This is a genomic window from Streptomyces sp. NBC_00400, from assembly GCF_036048035.1.
Lineage (GTDB): Bacteria > Actinomycetota > Actinomycetes > Streptomycetales > Streptomycetaceae > Streptomyces.
In genome coordinates this window covers 5,754,396-5,770,991 of sequence record NZ_CP107940.1, presented here as the reverse complement: position 1 = coordinate 5,770,991, position 16,596 = coordinate 5,754,396, and the positions used below count along the sequence as shown (strand labels likewise).

The 16,596-nt window shown below is 70.4% G+C and carries 17 protein-coding genes; 9 read left to right on the top strand and 8 right to left on the bottom strand.

What is annotated here, in order from left to right; all coding sequences use genetic code 11:
* Positions 1-35: 35 nt before the first annotated feature.
* From OHS81_RS25195 to OHS81_RS25185, 3 genes are all read left to right on the top strand, one after another.
* Positions 36-1,622 carry an MFS transporter gene (locus OHS81_RS25195; RefSeq protein ID WP_328386928.1) on the top strand — a complete coding sequence of 529 codons (1,587 nt, stop codon included), beginning with the start codon at positions 36-38 and terminating at the stop codon, positions 1,620-1,622.
* Positions 1,623-1,829: 207 nt separating this feature from the next.
* Positions 1,830-2,834, top strand: coding sequence for an aldo/keto reductase (locus tag OHS81_RS25190; protein ID WP_328386927.1), 1,005 nt, complete (start codon positions 1,830-1,832; stop codon positions 2,832-2,834).
* Between the two features lie 216 nt (positions 2,835-3,050).
* Positions 3,051-3,632 (top strand): TetR family transcriptional regulator, encoded by a 582-nt coding sequence (locus tag OHS81_RS25185; RefSeq protein ID WP_328386926.1) that lies wholly within the window; start codon positions 3,051-3,053, stop codon positions 3,630-3,632.
* 38 nt (positions 3,633-3,670) lie between these two features.
* On the opposite strand, the gene OHS81_RS25180 is transcribed toward OHS81_RS25185, so the two are convergent.
* From OHS81_RS25180 to OHS81_RS25160, 5 genes are all read right to left on the bottom strand, one after another.
* On the bottom strand, positions 3,671-4,690 hold the full coding sequence (locus OHS81_RS25180; protein WP_328386925.1) for a hypothetical protein: 1,020 nt from the start codon (positions 4,688-4,690) through the stop codon (positions 3,671-3,673).
* A gap of 336 nt (positions 4,691-5,026) precedes the next feature.
* Entirely contained in the window at positions 5,027-5,524 is a 498-nt protein-coding gene (locus tag OHS81_RS25175; RefSeq protein WP_328386924.1) for an N-acetyltransferase, read from the bottom strand.
* Between the two features lie 189 nt (positions 5,525-5,713).
* Positions 5,714-6,328, bottom strand: coding sequence for an anthrone oxygenase family protein (locus tag OHS81_RS25170; RefSeq protein ID WP_328386923.1), 615 nt, complete (start codon positions 6,326-6,328; stop codon positions 5,714-5,716).
* Between the two features lie 141 nt (positions 6,329-6,469).
* Complete coding sequence (locus OHS81_RS25165; protein ID WP_328386922.1) at positions 6,470-6,745, bottom strand: DUF2087 domain-containing protein; 276 nt, start codon at positions 6,743-6,745, stop codon at positions 6,470-6,472.
* A gap of 101 nt (positions 6,746-6,846) precedes the next feature.
* Positions 6,847-7,320: a VOC family protein gene (locus OHS81_RS25160; RefSeq protein WP_328386921.1), complete on the bottom strand. Its 474-nt coding sequence runs from the start codon at positions 7,318-7,320 to the stop codon at positions 6,847-6,849.
* Positions 7,321-7,761: 441 nt separating this feature from the next.
* Here OHS81_RS25160 and OHS81_RS25155 point away from each other — a divergent pair, with 441 nt between their 5' ends.
* The gene (locus OHS81_RS25155) at positions 7,762-8,442 is read left to right on the top strand and encodes a DUF899 family protein (protein WP_328386920.1); all 681 of its coding nucleotides are present in this window, start codon (positions 7,762-7,764) and stop codon (positions 8,440-8,442) included.
* Positions 8,443-8,470: 28 nt separating this feature from the next.
* Here OHS81_RS25155 and OHS81_RS25150 read toward each other — a convergent pair whose 3' ends face one another.
* Together OHS81_RS25150 and OHS81_RS25145 are read right to left on the bottom strand one after the other, a co-directional pair.
* On the bottom strand, positions 8,471-9,109 hold the full coding sequence (locus OHS81_RS25150; protein WP_328391407.1) for a response regulator transcription factor: 639 nt from the start codon (positions 9,107-9,109) through the stop codon (positions 8,471-8,473).
* 8 nt (positions 9,110-9,117) lie between these two features.
* Positions 9,118-10,344 carry a sensor histidine kinase gene (locus OHS81_RS25145; protein WP_328386919.1) on the bottom strand — a complete coding sequence of 409 codons (1,227 nt, stop codon included), beginning with the start codon at positions 10,342-10,344 and terminating at the stop codon, positions 9,118-9,120.
* 178 nt (positions 10,345-10,522) lie between these two features.
* On the opposite strand from OHS81_RS25145, the gene OHS81_RS25140 reads away from it, so the two are divergent.
* A complete protein-coding gene (locus tag OHS81_RS25140) occupies positions 10,523-10,954 on the top strand; it encodes a hypothetical protein (protein ID WP_328386918.1) in 432 nt (143 codons plus the stop codon).
* Between the two features lie 372 nt (positions 10,955-11,326).
* On the opposite strand, the gene OHS81_RS25135 is transcribed toward OHS81_RS25140, so the two are convergent.
* Entirely contained in the window at positions 11,327-12,709 is a 1,383-nt protein-coding gene (locus tag OHS81_RS25135; RefSeq protein ID WP_328386917.1) for a glycine--tRNA ligase, read from the bottom strand.
* 210 nt (positions 12,710-12,919) lie between these two features.
* Between OHS81_RS25135 and OHS81_RS25130 the strand changes: the two genes are divergently transcribed.
* From OHS81_RS25130 to OHS81_RS25115, 4 genes are all read left to right on the top strand, one after another.
* Positions 12,920-13,882 carry a metal ABC transporter substrate-binding protein gene (locus tag OHS81_RS25130; RefSeq protein ID WP_328386916.1) on the top strand — a complete coding sequence of 321 codons (963 nt, stop codon included), beginning with the start codon at positions 12,920-12,922 and terminating at the stop codon, positions 13,880-13,882.
* A 67-nt stretch (positions 13,883-13,949) separates the two neighbouring features.
* Complete coding sequence (locus OHS81_RS25125) at positions 13,950-14,729, top strand: metal ABC transporter ATP-binding protein (protein WP_328386915.1); 780 nt, start codon at positions 13,950-13,952, stop codon at positions 14,727-14,729.
* Positions 14,729-15,628 (top strand): metal ABC transporter permease, encoded by a 900-nt coding sequence (locus OHS81_RS25120; protein ID WP_311625124.1) that lies wholly within the window; start codon positions 14,729-14,731, stop codon positions 15,626-15,628. The genes OHS81_RS25125 and OHS81_RS25120 overlap by 1 nt, the downstream gene beginning before the upstream one ends.
* 139 nt (positions 15,629-15,767) lie before the next feature.
* Positions 15,768-16,199: a Fur family transcriptional regulator gene (locus tag OHS81_RS25115; protein ID WP_328386914.1), complete on the top strand. Its 432-nt coding sequence runs from the start codon at positions 15,768-15,770 to the stop codon at positions 16,197-16,199.
* The last annotated feature ends 397 nt before the right edge of the window (positions 16,200-16,596 follow it).

Sequence of the window (16,596 nt, the reverse complement as noted above, 5' to 3'; positions counted from 1 at the left end):
GGTACCAGCCTGGGTGTTCGACGATCGTCGGTTCCGTGAGCGATACCCGAGCACTGACGACCACTGCGGAAGCCCCGGCTGCACCCCCTGGAGCCCCGGCCACCCTCGCGGATGCCGCGATCCCGAAGGCCCCGGGCGCCCCGGCCGGACCGATGGCACCGACCGCCTCGGATGGCCGGGAGGTCCCAGCGGTACCGGCCGCCCCCAGCCCCGGCCCCGCCGCGCAACGGCAGTCGGCCACGACCGTGCTGACCCCGCTCGGCCTGCTGACCGTGCTGCTGGGCGCGGCCCTGCCCATGATCGACTTCTTTATCGTCAATGTCGCGCTGCCGACCATCGACCACGACCTGCACGCGGGGCCCGCGATGCTGGAGATGGTGGTGGCCGGTTACGGCGTCGCCTACGCCATGCTGCTGGTGCTCGGCGGCCGGCTCGGCGACATGATCGGCCGCCGTCGGCTGTTCCTGTGGGGCCTGGCCGCCTTCGGCCTCACCTCACTCGCCTGCGGTCTCGCGCCGGACGCCGGGACGCTGGTGGCCGCCCGGGCCGCCCAGGGAGCCGCGGCCGCGCTGCTGCTGCCGCAGGTACTGGCCACCATCCAGGCCACGACCACGGGCAAGCGGCGCGCCAAGGCCGTCAGCCTTTACGGGGGCACGGCCGGTGTCGCCAGCGCCGTCGGCCAGGTGCTCGGCGGCCTGCTGGTCTCCGCCGACCTGGCGGGCACCGGCTGGCGCGCGGTCTTCCTGGTGAACGTCCCGATCGCCGCCGCGGCATGGCTACTGGCCGCCCGTACGGTGCCCGAGACCCGGTCGCCGCACCCGAGCCGGGTGGACGGCCCCGGTACCGCGCTGCTCGCCGCCACCCTGATCACCCTGCTGCTGCCGCTGACCGAGGGCCGGGCGGCCGGCTGGCCCGTGTGGTCCTGGGTCCTGCTGGCCGTGTTCCCCTTCGCCGCCACCGCGTTCCTGCTCGTCGAGCACCGGGCCGAGCGCGCCGGCCGCACCCCGCTCGTCCCGCCCTCGCTGCTGCGCATCCCCTCCGTGAACAGCGGACTCACCATGATCATCCCGTTCACGCTGGGCTTCGGCGGCTTTATGTTCGTCGTCGCCGTCGCCCTCCAGAACGGGCTGCACTACGGCCCGCTCGCGGCCGGGCTGTCCCTGGCGCCGCTGTGCGTCACCTTCTTCTTCGCCTCACTGGCCGGTCCGCGGCTGGTGATGCGGTTCGGGCGGCGGGTGGTGATCGCCGGTTCGCTGATCCAGGGCACCGGCCTGATCGCCCTGGCGCTGACCGTGCACACGGGCTGGCCCGGGATATCGGTGGCCGGACTCGCATCGAGCATGGCCGTGCTGGGCCTCGGGCAGGGACTGGTGCTGCCGGTACTGATGCGCATCGTGCTGAGCGAACTGCCGGTGGCACAGGCGGGTGTGGGCGGGGGCGTCATGGTCACCACCCAGCAGTCCGGCCTCGCGCTGGGCGTGGCCACCCTCGGCACACTCTTCCTCGCCCTGATGCCGTCCCTCGGCATCCGCGACGCGATGCTCGCCGCCCTGCTGACGCAACTGGCGATCGTCGCGGGCACGACGATGCTCGCCCTGCGCCTGCCGCGCCTGGTGCGCTGACCTGGGCGGACCTGGGCGGACCTGGGCGGGAACGACGGGAGACCGGACGCGGCTTACACATGACGGCTGACAATTATTGAAATCTGTCAGCCGTCATGTCATAGTGATGGCGGAGCAGCCACCCCGCCCTCGCCCGCACATCCCCTCCCCTCCCTCCCCTCCCTCCTCCCCCGCTCCCTCATCCCTCCCGCCCTCCAGGAGCACGCAGTGCAGACCCGCACCCTGGGCACCACCGGCCCACAGACCTCCGCCCTCGGCCTCGGCTGCATGGGCATGTCCGCCCTCTACGGCGACAGCGACCGCAGCGAGTCCATCGCCACCCTTCACGCCGCCCTCGACGCGGGCATCACCCTGCTCGACACCGGCGACTTCTACGGCATGGGCCACAACGAACTGCTGATCAACGAAGCCCTGCGCACCGCCCCCGCGGCAGCCCGCGAAAAGGCACAGATCAGCGTCAAGTTCGGTGCCCTGCGTACGGTCGAAGGCGGCTTCACCGGCTATGACGGCCGACCGAACGCGGTGAAGAACTTCGCCGCGTACTCCCTCCAGCGCCTGGGCACCGACCACATCGACATCTACCGGATCGCCCGGATCGATCCGGACGTCCCGGTCGAGGAGACCGTCGGCGCCATCGCCGAGCTGGTCGCGGCCGGACACGTCCGGCACATCGGCCTCTCCGAGGTCGGCGCGGAGACCCTGCGCCGGGCCGCCGCCGTCGCCCCCATCTCCGATCTCCAGATCGAGTACTCCCTCATCTCCCGCGGCATCGAGGAGGCGATCCTGCCGACCGCCCGCGAACTGGGCATCGGCATCACCGCCTACGGCGTCCTGTCCCGCGGCCTGATCAGCGGTCACTTCAGCCGGGACCGCGAACTCGCCGCGAACGACTTCCGCGGCAGGAGCCCGCGCTTCCAGGGCAAGAACCTCGACCGCAACCTCGACCTGGTGGACGCACTGCGCAAGATCGCCGAGCAGAAGGGCATCTCGGTCGCGCAGACCGCCATTGCCTGGGTGCTCTCCCGCGGCGAGGACATCATTCCGCTGGTCGGCGCCCGCCGCCGCGACCGGCTGACCGAGGCACTCGGCGCCCTGGAGGTCGCCCTCGACGCCGACGATCTGGCCGCCATCGAGCGCGCCGTCCCCGCCGGAGCCGCCGCCGGTGACCGCTACCCCACCGACCAGATGGCCCACCTGGACAGCGAGCGCTGACCCCGGGGCAGCGTGACCGACGGAGCAGGTACGGGGCAGGGACAGGTACCGTCCATACGGACCCGGCGCACGGACCCGGCGCACGGACCCGGTGTACCCACGCACCTACGAACGGGCGCCGGTCACGACACCGGCGCGCCCACCTGGTGTGCCACCGGGACCGCTCGCAGGCCCAGCCCCGCCCCACCCCGCCCCTCCCGAAAGGCCGACCGCCCCATGCCGCCCGAGACGTTGACCCCTGAGCGCATCCTCGAAGCCACCGAGGAGGTACTGCGCCGCTACGGCCCGGCCAAGGCCACGGTCGTGGACGTGGCGCGCGCCCTGGGCGTCAGCCATGGCAGCGTCTACCGCCACTTCCGTACGAAGGCGGCGCTGCGCGAGGCGGTCACGGAGCGCTGGCTGGACCGTACGAGCAAGGAGCTCTCGGTCATCGTCGCGACGGAAGGGCCGGCTCCGGAGCGTCTGGACCACTGGCTGACCGCCCTCTTCGAAGCCAAGCGGCACAAGGCCGGTGACGATCCCGAACTCTTCGCCACCTACATGACGTTGATCGGCGAGAGCGGCGGCGTGGTCGACCGGCACGTCACCGATCTGGAAGCCCAGCTCACCACCATCATCGAAGCCGGCGTCAGCCAGGGCACGTTCCACACCCCCTCCCCCGCCACCACCGCCCGCGCCGTCTTCGACGCCACCGGCCGCTTCCACGACCCGTGCTACGCCCCCGAGTGGTCCCGCCCCGGGATCACCGCCGACTTCGAGGCCGTCCGCGACCTGGTCCTCCGAGGCCTGCGCGGCTAAGCGCGCTCGGGCCCGCCGTCAGACCACTCCGAAGAAGCTCAGTGGGCCCTGTAGCGGGTGGCGAGTGCGTGGAACGCTTGCTTCGGTTCCCAGGGCATGTCGGGGTAGGCGCGCTGGTCGGCGGGATAGCCGCTGTGCTCGTCCAGGACTTTGACGATGCCGTAGGAGGCGAGGTCCTCGTCCGGTCCGGATGTCCGGTGGGGTGTGCTGAAACCGGCGAAGCTGAACCAGAAGACGGAATCGACGCCCTCCCCCTCGAAGACGGTCATGAGATCGTCGAGGTAGCGGACCTGCTCGCCCTCGTCGCGCACCAGGCCGGGTTTGAGGGTGACGCCGTCGGCCTCCCTCGCCATGTACCAGCCGGCGCCGCCGTGCTCTCCCGCTCCCCGGTAGGTGCAGCAGCCGGCCTCCATGATGGCGACGGGCTTGCCGTGGCCGCATTCCTTGCGCAGGTCGGTGCGGTAGGTGGCCGCATTGCGCAGGCTACGGAAGGCGTCCAGGCCGACGATGTCGAACGGGGCCCAGTCCACGCCGTCCAGAGGGCAGGAGGCGTAGCTCACGCGGCCGCCGAAGAGGGGCCGCACGGCGTCGACGGCCTCCCCCAGGAAGGCGTTGACCTTGTCGGGGATGCCCTGGAGCGCGGCTTCGCGGCCGGGGCCCGCCAGGACCGGAATGCGCTCGTTCAGTGTGTCCCCGGGCAGGTAGCCGCGGGCGAACACGCTGAGTTCGCAGCCAGTGACGAGGACGACCTGGGCGCCGTCGCGCCGCAGTCGCTCCGCCCGCTCGGCGCAGTCGGTGAACAGCGGCAGCATCTCGGCGTTCGACAGCTCACAGGGAAACGGCGAGAACCAGACCTCCAGGCCCGCCTCCGCCGCGGACCGCGCCGTGGTCTCGATACGGTCCGGATCGCCCCCGGTGATACGGACAGCGGTGCAGTGCAGATCCTCCGCGACGACACGCATGTCCCGTTCGACGTCCCGCACGTCGAAGACGGGGCGCGACGTGTCGCCGTTGGGAAAGGTGCCGGTGTCGTAATGGATGCCCTTGCCGCGCAACATGACGAATGCCTCCGGTGGGGTGACTGTGTCTGCCGTACGGCGTCATCGTCCAAGCTGCCGCTGCGTCAGTGTCAAGGCCGCACCGCGGTCGGCCTGTCGAGCTGAGGAGCCGGCTGACCAGCCCCTGGTTCCCGCCCAGTTACCGACAGAGCTTCCGCAAACGCGCTTGGCGACTGCCTGTGGGATCACTTGGTTCACTTGGTTAAGTTGGTTCAGTTGGTTCAGTTGGTTCGCTTGGATCAGAGGAAAACTGCCGCGCTGTAGAGGGCGTTGCACAGCCAGGGGTGAACGCCCTTCCAGGGCCCGCACTCCGGCGGAAGGCGCCACCGCGGACGGTCAGGAGGCGGGCGGCAGCGCGAGCCAGTCCTGCCAGGTGATGTCGCGGCCCAGGTAACGGGGCTGTTGGAAGGGCCAGTCGGCGGCGATCCACTGCGGCACCAGCGCATCGAGCGCGTGCTCCACCTCGCTGCCGACGAGATCGTCCACCACCCACCAGGCGACCTCCCCGTCGGAACCGGTGCGCTCGGGCGGGTCGATGTAGACGCAGCCGAGGATCGCCGTCTCCTCCTCGTCCAGCAGCGCGTAGTTGAACGACTGGTGCGCGGCTATCTCCTTCTCGTGCCGCAGCAAGTCGATGCGGTCCTCTTCATAAGTCATCGTCTCCTTGGGCCAGGCCCAGGCCGGGCCGAAGATCTCCCACAAGCGTGCGCGGGAGCCCATCACCGCGGGGTAGTCGAGCGCGGTATCCGCCTCCCGGATCGGCCGCAGGTGAACCGCGGTGTCGGGCACGGGCACGTGGACGGGGTGGACGAAGTCGTCAGGCAGCCAAGTCATAAGGCCCGAACTTACCGCCGGTCGGCGCGGGATGATCCAGGTGGCGCGGGCGCCCCGGTGGACGCGTGGACAGTTGATCACGCACCGCGGCAAGGGCACGAGGCTGTGCCGCCAGGCGTGCCGCAAGAGGGGATGCCCGCCTGCTGGTGCCCGTCGAGCACCGACAGGCACCGCCCTCGGGCGGCTCCCTCACCCCGTGCCGGCCGTGCCGTGCAGGAAGAGGGCCCAGGCGAGCGTGCCGAAGGCGGCGGTGTGGGCGAGCGCGCGCACGATGTTCCAGGTGACCCACCGCCCCTCGAATCTCTCCCGCGCGGCCTTGAGCGCATCGGGGCGGTCGGCCGGGGCACCAGGGCTCCCGGTGCTGCCGGAACTGCCGGTGCTACTGGTGCTGCCGGCGCTACTGGTGCTGCCGGTGCTGCGGGCACTGCGGGGCCCGGCGCGACCGTCGTCCAACGCCGCGTGGTCGAGCGCGTTGTTGAGCGGGACGTTGACACCGCCGGTCACGAAAAAGCCCGCCGAGTACAACACCAGCGCCGCGAGGATCCAGGGCAGGGCCACCTGCCCGGGCCCGCTCCAGGCCAGGACCGTGGCGAGGACGAGCAGGGGGATCGGCAGCAGAAAGGGGAGCAGGAACCAGCCGTTGACGATCGTCCGGTTGATGTTCTGCATGGCCTGCACGAAGGTGCGGTCGGCGGACCGGCCGAGGCCGGGCATCACGGCATAGGCGAAGGCGGCGAACAGGCCGGCCATCAGGCCCGCGCCGAGGGTCGCGACCAGGAGCGTGACGGTCTGCAGGGCTCGCATGGCTCCTCCGTGTCCGGTGCGTGGAACGACGCTATCGACGCCGGCCGCCGCTTCGGGGCCCGCGAGGGCCTGTCAGTAGAATCCCGGGGCGCAATGGCAAAGGCAGGCGCCACCGGGACACCCGGGCCGGCGGAAGAGGCGCTACCCGGCCCTCCGGTAGCTGCTGCCGTCCTTGGGCCGGGCCAGCAAGCCCGCCACGACGAGGTAGCGGCGCAACGCCGAGCAGTCTTCGTGCACCGTCAGCAGCGCCTCGTTGACCTCACGCTCGCTGTATTCCCGGTCCCGCTCGAACAGCGTCTCCGCGAGGTGTACGAGCAACTGCTCGCGGCGGGCCGCCTTCCGCGGGATCGCCGTGAGCCGCCCCCGGGAAAAGAGGGAGGCCACCCCCTGCGAACCGCTCGACTCATGCTCAGACATGCCGGAAGCCTCCCCCGCCGCCGCGCACCCGGGCAACGGATTTTCCCGTGGTGACCGGGCCACGCCTGGGCCAACCAAGGGGGCTCCCGTACCTCTTCGGGCTAGGGCCGGAGATACGGCCGGGTCATGATCTCCATGTTGTGGCCGTCCGGGTCGGCGAAGTACGCACCGCGGCCGCCGAACAGACGGTTGATCTGGCCGGGTTCGGTGTGGCCGGGATCGGCGAAGTAGGTGACCCCGACCGTTTCCAGACGGGCGATCATGTGGTCGAACTGCTCGTCAGGCACGAGAAATGCGTAGTGCTGGGACTGGATCGGCTCGTCACGCTTCTCGTAGTAGTCGAGTGTCACGCCGTTGCCGAGGTCCACGGGAAGGAACGGCCCGAAGGGAGCGCTGACCTTCAACCCCAGTATCACGGCCAGGAATTCGGCCGACAGCTGCCGGTCCCTGGCGTAGACGGCGGTGTGGTTCAGCTGCACGGAGGTCGCCGGCAGCTCGGATTCCTGCAGGTACAGCTGCTCGTTTGCTTCGTTCGCCTCGTTGGGCTCGTTCGGCTCGTTCAGCTGGTTCGGCATAAGTGGTGGGTGTCTCCGGGTCTTGGGATCCGCTGGGAAGGGCGCCGCACAGGGGCGCCACGCGAAAGACTCGAAGAAGGGGGCGGGGCTCTGGCCCGCCTCGCGCTCACGCCGAGGCCGGGGACCCCACTCGTGCATGGCCCATGGCCGACCCGGCAGTCACCCGGACGACCTTAGTGATCACGATGGGCCGAGGCAATGGCCGTTCCGGACGGACACCACTCAGGGCCGGACCGCGCCCGCCCGCGAGGCGCCGCGCCCGCCCACAGCGAAGGCGCCTCCGCAGCGAGGCCGCGTCCCGTGGATCTTGGTTGATCCGTAGGAGTGCACCGACCAGGTCCTTGTCGTTTCGCAGCCTGGTGAACCGGTGCACAGGCATACGTTGGTGGGCCAGCCATAGCAGAGGGTGCCCACCAGACAGCCACTGAGCCAGGGGTAACGATGCGTCAGACCAATCTCACCGGGGAACCGGCCGACTACGTCAGCGCCCGTGAGGAGCTGCGACAAGCCGAGATCGAGCTGATGCGTCATCGCGAACGCGTCGCCGACCTGCGTCGACGGCTGCCGCTGGGCCCTGCCGTCGATGACTACGTCTTCGAGGAGGGCCCTGCTGACCTGGAGGGTGGTGACGCGCCGGCGCGGACCGTGCGGCTGAGTGAACTCTTCACCCGGCCCGGGCGCGACCTGATCGTCTACCACCTCATGTACGGCAAGAAGCAGACCGAGCCGTGCCCCATGTGCACGATGTGGCTCGACGGATTCAACGGCGTGGCCCGCCACGTCGCGCAGAACGTCGACCTCGCGATCGTCGCCGCGGCCGGCCTGCCCGCGCTCCGCGCGCACGCCCGGGACCGGAAGTGGACGAATCTGCGTCTGCTCAGCGCCGGATCCAGTACCTTCAAACACGACCTGGGCAGCGAGGACGCCGAGGGCAACCAGGACTCGACGGTGTCCGTGTTCACCCGCGACGACAACGGGTCGGTACGCCACGTCTACTCGGTGCACCCGCGGATGTCCGACGACATCGACCAGCGAGGCATCGACCTGCTCAGCCCGGTATGGCACCTGCTCGACCTCACCGGCCAGGGCCGGGGCAACTGGTTCGCCGCACTCAACTACTAGACGTTCCGCCGCCCCGGGGGACGTCTCCTTAGCCGCCCACCCCGAGGAAGTGCAGCACCGCCAGCACCCGGCGGTGATCGGCGTCCGCCCTGGGCAGGTCCAGTTTGGCGAGGATGTTGTTGATGTGTTTGGCGACCGCACTCTCGCTCACCACGAGCTGTGCGGCAATGCCCGCGTTGGAGCGGCCCTCGGCCATCAGGGCGAGCACGTCCCGTTCGCGGGCCGTCAGCCGCTCCAGCGGATCGCTGGACCGCCGCACCAGCAACTGGGCGACGACCTGCGGGTCCAGCGCGGTCCCGCCGGCCGCCACCCTCCGCAGTGCCTCGATGAACTCCTCGACGTCCGCGACCCGTTGTTTGAGCAGATAGCCGACGCCGCTGGTGTTCGTTGCGAGCAGATCGGCCGCGTAGCGCTCCTCGACGTACTGGGAGAGGATCAATACGGCGGTGTGCGGCCATTTCTGACGTATCGACAGTGCGGCATGCACGCCCTCGTCGGTGAAGCCGGGTGGCATCCGGACGTCCACCACCGCGAGGCCGGGCCGGTGTTCCTCGACCGCCGCCAGCAGCTCCTGTGCGTCCCCCGCCTCGGCCGCCACCTCGAACCCGGCCATCTCCACCACCTTGACCAGCCCGATCCGCAGCAGCACGGAGTCCTCGGCGATCACGGCACGCCTCACATCGGGCACGGCAGCTCCACGCTCATCATGGTCGGGCCCCCCACGGGGCTGCTCATCCGGAAGGTTCCGTCCACGGACCGCACACGCTGGGCGAGCCCCTTCAGACCGCTCCCCTTGGACGGATCGGCGCCGCCCACACCGTCGTCGGCGATCACCACCCGCAGTATCCCGCCGAGCCGGGTGACCGTCACGTCCGCCCGGGTCGCCTCCCGTGCGTGCTTGGCGATATTCGTCAGCGCCTCGGAGACGACGAAGTAGGCGACCGTCTCGACGGCCGGCGCCGCACGCTGCGGCAGGCCGGGCGGCAGATCCACCCGCAGCCGGACGGGCAGCGGGGCGCGGGCCGCGAGTCCGGACAGCGCGGCATCCAGCCCCAGCTCGTCCAGAACGGCCGGATGCAGCCCGCGCACCAAGTTGTTGAGCTCCTCGATCGCGTCCTTCGCTTCGCGGTGCGCGGCGTCGATGACCTCCCGCGCCTCCGGTGGCAGATCCGTGAGCGTGGCCTTGGCCAGCCCCAGGTTCAACGCCAGTGACACCAGCCGCTGTTGCGCGCCGTCGTGCAGATCCCGCTCGATACGCCGCCGTTCGGCATCCGCGGCGTCCACGGCACCGGCCCGGCTCTCGGTGAGGTCCTCGACCCGGCGGGCCAGCTGGTCGGACCGGCTCACGCCCAGCAGCGCCTGCCCGGCCAGGATCTCCAGCCGGACGAGTCCGGTGGCCAGAGGGGGCACCGCGGCAAGGGCCAGCAATCCTGCCACCGTGAGATATGCGGCGTTGGTGGTGTAGCCCCCGTGCTCCAACCGCCACTCCCCCGGCGCCAGCCAGACCCACACCAGGACCAGCGAGGCCGCCACCGCCGCCAAGAGCAGTGCCAGCAGCAGGAATTCCAGTACCCCGAGCAGCGGACCGATCAGCAAGTTGTACCCGAACTGCCGCTTGAGCTCCCTGAACCGCAGCCGCGGCAGCTCCACGCCGCACAGCGCCCGGAACCGCCAGCGCTGCGCCTCGGTCAGCCCCCAGCCCGCGACGATCAGCAGGGGAAGCGTGAACGCCAGCACCACCGGCGTCTCGGGGTCCGGGTCGAACGCGGTGCCGAGCACCAGCACCACCACCCAGAAGTGCAGCAGCAGCGGGATGAGATGCAGCGTCATCCCGGCGGCTATGAAGGCGATGTCACGCCGCATACGGACGAGAGCCCGGCGCAGCCGGGGCGGGACGGTCATGATCCCACCGTATGGGGCCGGTTCACGACGCAGCCATGACAGCAGTGTCCGCAGCGAGGGTGTAGCTGGTGCCACCCCAAGTCGGACAGCGACGTTACTGACGGTGGCCTGCCAAAACCGGAGTGTTGATCACGAGCCCGACGGCCGGGTTCGCGACTTTCGAAAGCGACCCCTTTTCATGACTCTGACCGCCTTCAACACCCGGTTCAAGAGTGGCAGTTGCCCCGTCATCGGCAGCGTCGGCGGGCCCGTACGGCTCACCGCGGCGGGCCGGCTGCAGGGCAGGATCCTGACCGGCGCCGGGCTCGCCCTCCTCCCCTGGCTCGGCTACCTCGCCGGCACCCTGCCGCCCGCCGAGGCCGCCGCCTGGGTCGTCCTGGACGCTCTGGAGGCCGCCGCCCTCCTCGCCGCCGGCACCCGGCTGCTGCGCGGCGACTCCCGCCACCGCGCGCCCGCGGCTGCCGCGGCGGTCCTGCTCCTCGCCGACGCCTGCCTCGACCTGACCTCCGCCGCCCCCGGCACGGAACTGGCCACCGCCCTCGCCATGGCCGTCGGGGCGGAACTCCCCCTGGCGGGCCTATGCGCCTGGCTCGCCTCGCGGCGGACGTGAGAGGCCGGGGGTGGCTGGGGAATCGACCCAGGGGATCGGCCCGAGGGATGGGCCCAGGGGGCGGACCTAGGGGGCGGGCGAACACATCCCGTAAGGGGTGCGAGGGCCCCCTGCGGGCCACAACGTGGCGGCGCGGGGAGTCATTCCCGCTGACCGGCCCGTCGTACCGCCCCCGCGACACCCGCCGGCCCCTGCGCCCCCAACGCCCCCAACGCCCCACACACAAAAGCGCCGGCCGGCCCCGGAAGAATCCGGGCCCGGCCGACGCTTGAGGCACGCCCGAGGTCACGCCTGAAGTGACGTCTCAGGTCACGCCTGAGGCCACAGGTGGGCGCCCGCCCCTCGAAGGCACCGGCGCCGCCCCGCGAAGGACTAGCAGCCGAGCAGCCGCGCGCCCAGGTAGGCCTGGATCTGGTCCAGGCTGACCCGCTCCTGCTTCATGGTGTCGCGCTCGCGCACGGTCACCGCGTTGTCGTCGAGGGTGTCGAAGTCGACCGTGACGCAGAACGGCGTGCCGATCTCGTCCTGGCGGCGGTAGCGGCGGCCGATCGCGCCCGCGTCGTCGAACTCGATGTTCCAGTTCTTGCGCAGGTCCGTGGCCAGCCCCTTCGCCTTCGGCGACAGCTGCGGGTTACGGGACAGCGGCAGCACCGCGACCTTGACCGGCGCCAGGCGCGGGTCGAGCTGCATGACGGTGCGCTTCTCCATCTTGCCCTTGGCGTTGGGCGCCTCGTCCTCGATGTACGCGTCGAGCATGAAGGCGAGCATCGCGCGGTTCACACCGGCGGCCGGCTCGATGACGTACGGAGTCCAGCGCTCGCCGGCCTCCTGGTCGAAGTAGGAGAGGTCCTGGCCGGACGCCTTGGCGTGCGCGGACAGGTCGAAGTCGGTGCGGTTGGCCACACCCTCCAGCTCGGAGAACTCGGTGCCGCCGAAGTTGAAGCGGTACTCGATGTCGGCGGTGCGCTTGGAGTAGTGCGAGAGCTTCTCGGCCGGGTGCTCGAACCAGCGGATGTTCTCCTCGCGGATGCCGAGGTCGCGGTACCAGTTCCACCGCTCGGCCATCCAGTACTCCTGCCACTCCTCGTCCTCGCCCGGCTTGACGAAGAACTCCATCTCCATCTGCTCGAACTCACGGGTCCGGAAGATGAAGTTGCCGGGCGTGATCTCGTTGCGGAAGGACTTGCCCATCTGCGCGATGCCGAACGGCGGCTTCTTGCGCGACGTCTGCTGCACCTGGGCGAAGTTGGTGAAGATGCCCTGGGCGGTCTCGGGGCGCAGGTAGGCGACCGAGGCGGTGTCCTGCGACGGGCCGAGGTGGGTGGAGAGCAGGCCGGAGAACTGCTTGGGCTCGGTGAAGCTGCCCTTGTTGCCGCAGTGCGGGCAGTTCAGGTCGGCGAGGCCGTTCGCCGGGGCCTTGCCGTGCTTGGCCTCGTACGCCTCTTCCAGGTGGTCGGCGCGGAAGCGCTTGTGGCAGGAGGTGCACTCGGTGAGCGGGTCGGTGAAGGTGGCGACGTGGCCGGACGCCTGCCACACCTCGGGGGCCAGGATCACCGACGAGTCGATACCGACCACGTCTTCGCGGGAGGTGACCATGGCGCGCCACCACTGACGCTTGATGTTCTCCTTGAGCTCGACGCCCAGCGGACCGTAGTCCCAGGCAGCGCGGGAGCCGCCGTAGATCTCACTGCAGGGGTAGACGAAGCCACGGCGCTTGCTCAGGCTGACGATGGTATCGATCTTGTCGGCGGCCACGGTGCTCTCTTCATTACGACGACGAACGATGGATGGGCGGCGCCCGGGCGTCTCGATGGGGGTGGTGGTGGGGAGACGGGTGGGCGAATAGTTCAGGGTACCGGCGGCCGTACCCTCTGGATCAAATCGGTTCCGGCCCCGTTGTCGCCCCGCTCACACCCACCCACCTGTTGTTGACAATCGTTTCCAACTTTGTTGAAAATGAGTGTCATGAACATACGCCGTCCCATATCCACCGCGACCCTCGCCGGAGTCTCGGTGATCGGCTTGCTGGCCCTTACCGCCTGCTCCCCCGCCGGCGGAGCCCGCACCGAGGACGGCAGGCTGCGGGTGACAGCGTCCTTCTACCCCATGGAATTCCTCGCCCGGCAGATCGGCGGAAAGCACGTCGAGGTGACCGACCTCACCAAGCCCGGCGTCGAGCCGCACGACCTGGAGCTCACCCCGCGGCAGACCGGCCAGCTCGGCGAGTCCGGCGCGATCGTCTACCTCAAGGGCCTGCAGCCCGCCGTGGACGACGCGGTCGCACAGTCCGGCAACAAGCACGTCGCCGACGCCGCCGCGCTGACCTCCCTGGAAAAGCACGGCACCGAGGTCGACGGGCACCACCACACCACCGGCGACAACCACTCGCACTCCGAGGCCGAGGGCGGCAACGACCCGCACATCTGGCTCGACCCCGTGAAGTACGCCGAGGTCGCCAAGGGTGTGAACAAGACCCTCGCCAAGGCCGACCCGGACCACAGGGCCGACTACCAGAAGAACACCGATGCGCTGGTGAACAAGCTGGACGGGCTGGACAAGGACTTCCGGGAGGGCCTGAAGAAGCGGTCCTCGGACACCTTCCTCACCACCCATGCGGCCTTCGGCTACCTCGCCGAGCGCTACGGCCTGACCGAGGAGGCCATCAGCGGCCTGGACCCCGAGTCCGAGCCCAGCGCCCACCGCATCAGGGACCTGCACACCCTCGCCGCCGAGCACCACGTCTCGACCGTCTTCTTCGAGACAATCGCCAACCCGGCCACCGCCAAGGCCCTCGCCGGTGACCTGCACCTGAAGACCGATGTCCTCGACCCGCTCGAAGGGATCAACGGCAAGTCCCGCGGCAGGGACTACTTCGGGGTGCAGCGCGCCAACCTCGCCGCGCTCCAGAAGGCGCTCGGCAGCAAGTGACGGACACCGGACAAGCGGCGGACGCCGGCAAGTGACGGAAACCGCACCACACGTGACGGAGGTCACCATGAACCAGTCGCCCGGCCAGCCGGTCATCGACCTGCGCGGGGCCACCGCGTCCCTGGGCGCCCGGCCCGTGCTGCGCGGCGTCGACCTGGCGGTGCACACCGGCGAGGTCGTCGCACTGCTCGGCGCCAACGGCTCCGGCAAGTCCACCGCCGTCCGCTCGGTGATCGGGCAGGTCCCGCTCACCGGCGGCGAGCTGGCCCTCTTCGGCACGCCGTTCCGGCGGTTCCGGGACTGGGCCCGGATCGGGTACGTACCGCAGCGCACCACCGCCGCCGGCGGCGTCCCCGCCACCGTCCGCGAGGTCGTCACGGCCGGCCGGCTCGCCCGTACGAAGCTGGGCATCCTGCGCAAGGCCGACCGGGCCGCGGTGCACCACGCCCTGGAGCTGGTCGGCATGGCGGACCGCGCCAAGGACTCCGTCAACGCGCTCTCCGGCGGACAGCACCAGCGGGTGCTGATCGCCCGCGCGCTGGCCGGCGAACCGGACCTGCTGATCATGGACGAGCCGATGGCCGGCGTCGACCTGGCCAGCCAGGAAGTGCTCGCCTCCGCACTGCGCGAACAGGTCGGCCGCGGCACCACCGTCCTGCTCGTGCTGCACGAGCTGGGCCCGCTGGAGCCGCTGATCGACCGCGCGGTGGTGCTGCGGGACGGCTGCGTGGTCCACGACGGCCCGCCGCCCGAGGCCGTGGGCCAGCACGCGCTGCCCGGCCATGACCATGTCCACCCGCACGCCGGTGCGGCCGCGGAACCGATCCGGACGGGACTCCTGAGCTGATGGAAATCCTCGACTACGCCTTTATGCAGCGGGCCCTGATCGCCGCCCTGATCGTCGGCGTCACCGCCCCCGCCATCGGCATCTACCTCGTCCAGCGCCGCCAGGCCCTGATGGGCGACGGCATCGGCCATGTCGCACTCACCGGCGTCGGCCTCGGCTTCCTGCTCAACACCAGCCCGGTGTGGGTGGCCACCGCCGTGGCCATCGCCGGCTCCGTCGTCATGGAGCTGATCCGCTGGTACGGCAAGACCCGCGGTGACCTGGCGCTGGCCATGCTGTTCTACGGCGGTATGGCGGGCGGCGTGATGCTGATGAACCTCTCCGACGCCGGCTCCAACGCCAACCTCGGCACCTACCTCTTCGGCTCGATCACCACCGTCTCCCCCCAGGACATGACGACGATCTACGTCCTGGCCGCCCTGGTGCTGGCGATCACGATCGGCCTGCGCCGCCAGCTGTTCGCCGTCTGCCAGGACGAGGAATTCGCCCGGGTGACGGGCCTGCCGGTGCGGCTGCTCAATCTGCTGGTCGCCGTCACCGCCGCGGTCACCGTCACCGTCGCCATGCGGGTCGTCGGGCTGCTGCTGGTCAGCGCCCTGATGGTGATCCCGGTCGCGGCCGCCCAGCAGATCAGCCGCAGCTTCGCACTCACCTTCGCGGTGGCCGTCGCGATCGGTGTCGCGGTCACTCTTACGGGCACCGCCACCTCGTACTACGTGGACGTGCCGTCCGGCGCCACGATCGTGCTGTTCGCCATCGGACTGTTCGTGCTCTTCACGGCGCTCGCCGCGCCGCTCGCGAAAAAGCGCGCCAGGGCTGCCGCGGAGGGCTCCGAGGGGTGCACCCTGGAGGTACCCGGCGGCCGCGCCGCCCCGGACGATGTGAGCGTGGCCGGATGAGCGCGGGCAGGCAGGTGCCGGCAGGTAGCGTGAGCACAGCGACGTACGCGTAAGCGCTCCCCCGGTGGTCCGGTCATCACCTGGCACAATGGCGGGACGCACGTGCAGGGGGAAGTCCTGACGTCCTAGGGAGGCAACGGTGGCGACGAGCGCGGGATCTCCGGTACGCGGCCGGTCGACGCGGCAGCGGACCGCGGTGTCGGCCGCACTCGACGAGGTCGACGAGTTCCGCAGTGCGCAGGAGCTGCACGACATGCTCAAGCACAAGGGCGACTCGGTCGGGCTGACCACCGTCTACCGGACGCTGCAGTCCCTCGCCGATGCCGGTGAGGTCGACGTACTGCGCACCAGCGAGGGCGAGGCCGTCTACCGCCGGTGCAGCACCGACGATCACCATCACCATCTGGTGTGCCGGGCCTGCGGCAAGGCCGTCGAGGTGGAGGGCCCCGCGGTGGAGAAGTGGGCCGACCAGATCGCCGCGGAGCACGGCTTCCGGGACGTCGCGCACACCATCGAGATCTTCGGGACCTGCGGGGAGTGCGCGGCACGGTCCGCCGCGGAGCAGAAGTAGCGACGCCGGAGCCGCAGAGCAGAAGCAGCAGCGAGCACGCGAAAGGGCCGTCTTCACACGGAGGCGGCCCTTCCGTCTGTCCGGCCCTCTGGCCATCGGCTCCCCCGCGCCGGGCCGCACCAGGAGAGAACTGTCAGGTACACGCCGGTGCTAGCCTTGCACGGCATCAGCGTGGAGCTGCGCGCATACACGGGGGTAGGACATGGGCGTTCTCGGGGAACTCCGGGACGACGGCACGAAGCCGGCCGGCGGCGTGGCCGAGATCGGCAGGACGCCATGACGGCGCCGCCCGCGATCGCGCACGGGGCGCTGCCCCGGACATCGGCCACCCCCCTGCCGCAGACCTGCTGACGGAACGTCAGCACTGCTCGGCGACGTGTCGGTCCTGCCGGTGACA

Excerpts from the sequence above, each read along its gene's own strand:
- OHS81_RS25125 (WP_328386915.1), top strand. The coding sequence starts at position 13,950 with ATGAACCAGTCGCCCGGCCAGCCGGTCATCGACCTGCGCGGGGCCACC.
- OHS81_RS25165 (WP_328386922.1), bottom strand. The coding sequence starts at position 6,745 with ATGTCTGAGCATGAGTCGAGCGGTTCGCAGGGGGTGGCCTCCCTCTTT.
- OHS81_RS25120 (WP_311625124.1), top strand. The coding sequence starts at position 14,729 with ATGGAAATCCTCGACTACGCCTTTATGCAGCGGGCCCTGATCGCCGCC.
- OHS81_RS25155 (WP_328386920.1), top strand. The coding sequence starts at position 7,762 with ATGCGTCAGACCAATCTCACCGGGGAACCGGCCGACTACGTCAGCGCC.
- OHS81_RS25180 (WP_328386925.1), bottom strand. The coding sequence starts at position 4,690 with ATGTTGCGCGGCAAGGGCATCCATTACGACACCGGCACCTTTCCCAAC.
- OHS81_RS25145 (WP_328386919.1), bottom strand. The coding sequence starts at position 10,344 with ATGACCGTCCCGCCCCGGCTGCGCCGGGCTCTCGTCCGTATGCGGCGT.
- OHS81_RS25170 (WP_328386923.1), bottom strand. The coding sequence starts at position 6,328 with ATGCGAGCCCTGCAGACCGTCACGCTCCTGGTCGCGACCCTCGGCGCG.
- OHS81_RS25160 (WP_328386921.1), bottom strand. The coding sequence starts at position 7,320 with ATGCCGAACCAGCTGAACGAGCCGAACGAGCCCAACGAGGCGAACGAA.
- OHS81_RS25140 (WP_328386918.1), top strand. The coding sequence starts at position 10,523 with ATGACTCTGACCGCCTTCAACACCCGGTTCAAGAGTGGCAGTTGCCCC.
- OHS81_RS25130 (WP_328386916.1), top strand. The coding sequence starts at position 12,920 with ATGAACATACGCCGTCCCATATCCACCGCGACCCTCGCCGGAGTCTCG.
- OHS81_RS25185 (WP_328386926.1), top strand. The coding sequence starts at position 3,051 with ATGCCGCCCGAGACGTTGACCCCTGAGCGCATCCTCGAAGCCACCGAG.
- OHS81_RS25175 (WP_328386924.1), bottom strand. The coding sequence starts at position 5,524 with ATGACTTGGCTGCCTGACGACTTCGTCCACCCCGTCCACGTGCCCGTG.